This window comes from Parafrankia sp. EUN1f, assembly GCF_000177675.1.
GTDB lineage: Bacteria > Actinomycetota > Actinomycetes > Frankiales > Frankiaceae > Parafrankia.
The window spans coordinates 1-1,616 of the sequence record NZ_ADGX01000353.1 but is presented as its reverse complement, the minus strand read 5'-3'; the positions used below and the strand labels follow the sequence as shown (position 1 = coordinate 1,616).

Sequence of the window (1,616 nt, the reverse complement as noted above, 5' to 3'; positions counted from 1 at the left end):
GCCAACGGCAAGCCGTTCCTGGGCGGTGTACCGCCCATCGAGAAGACGACCGATGACAGGGTCGGCCACCGTGGCATCCACGGGGACAGTTTACGATCGGCCGTTCCGACCGTCGGACAGTGGTCTTACTTCGCAAATCAGTCGGAGTCGCGCCCAAACGGGCGGGACTTTCGTCACAAAGTGGCGAATCTGCGCCGGAGTGGAGTGACCAGCCCCGGAATTCTTCTGTGCCGGGCGAAATCCCGGCGCGTGATCGGGCGGCCCACCTCGGTCCGCGCGGCGTGGCTCACACCTTTTCCGTGCAGCCCGCGCCGCCAGCCGTGAGAACTGGCTGGGTACCTCCACTTCTGGTGCTTACACTGTGGCGTGACCGGGGAGCCCGCGGACGCGGGCTGAGAGGCCGACCAGGATGCCGTCGGCGACCCGCAGACCCGATCGCGGTCATGCGCGCGTGGGGAGGAATCCTGATGACACAACCGATCATGGCGGCAGGCCCGGCCGGCACAGCAGGTCCGGCCGGCACAGCAGGTCTCGCCGGCACAGCAGGTCTCGCCGGCACCGCCGGCGTGGCCGCCGCGGCCGGCGTGGGGGAGGACACCCTCCGGATCGCCGGCACCGCCTACGCCAGCCGGCTCCTGGTGGGCACCGGCAAGTTCGCCAGCCACGAGCTGATGCGGGCGAGCCTGGTCGCCTCCGGCGCCGACATCGTCACCATCGCGCTGCGCAGGGTGGACCTGTCGCGGGCGGGTGAGGGCGACGTACTCGACTTCGTCCCGGCCGGGATGACGCTGCTGCCGAACACCTCCGGCGCGGTCGACGCGGCGGAGGCGCTGCGGCTGGCCCGGCTCGGCCGCGCGGCGACCGGCACCGCGCTGGTGAAGCTGGAGGTCACGCCAGACCCGCGCACACTCGCACCCGACCCGATCGAGACGCTGCGCGCGGCGGAGCTGATGGTCGCCGACGGGTTCACCGTGCTCCCGTACTGCTCGGCCGATCCGGTGCTCGCCCGCCGGCTCGAGGAGGCCGGCTGCGCCACGGTGATGCCGCTCGGCAGCTGGATCGGCTCCAACCGCGGCCTGCGCACCCGGGACGCGATCGAGGCGATCGTCGAGACCGCCGGCGTCCCGGTCGTGGTCGACGCCGGCCTCGGCGCGCCGTCCGACGCCGCCGAGGCGATGGAGATCGGTGCCGACGCGGTGCTGGTCAACACCGCCATCGCGATCAGCGCCGATCCGGTCACGATGGCGCGCGCGTTCGCGCTCGCGACCACCGCCGGGCGGCTGGGGTATCTCGCCGGTCGCGCGCGGCCGGGTAGCGCGACCGCGGCCGCGGCGTCCTCCCCGCTCACCGGCTTCCTCGGCGCGCTCACCGACGGCGGCGCCGGTGGCACGGTCGGCAGTGGCACCGCGAGTAGTGGCACCGCGAGTAGCGGCACCGTGAGCAGCGGCACCGTCGGCAGCGGCACCGTGAGCAGCGGCGTCGGCGGGGGCGCCTGATGGCCAGCCCGCCGGGCCTGTTCGCCCACGAGCTCGCCGAGCTGGACATCCCAGGCCTGGCGCGGTCCGCCCGCGAGGCGGGCCCGGCCGAGGTGGACGCCGTGCTGCGCCGGGCGGCCG

General features: G+C 73.8%; 1 protein-coding gene and 1 riboswitch. The gene reads left to right on the top strand.

What is annotated here, in order from left to right; genetic code table 11:
- The first annotated feature begins 361 nt into the window (after window positions 1-361).
- A riboswitch (TPP riboswitch) is annotated at window positions 362-475 on the top strand.
- On the top strand, window positions 468-1,496 hold the full coding sequence (locus FREUN1FDRAFT_RS39025; protein ID WP_006545976.1) for a thiazole synthase: 1,029 nt from the start codon (window positions 468-470) through the stop codon (window positions 1,494-1,496). Its footprint overlaps the riboswitch before it by 8 nt.
- The last annotated feature ends 120 nt before the right edge of the window (window positions 1,497-1,616 follow it).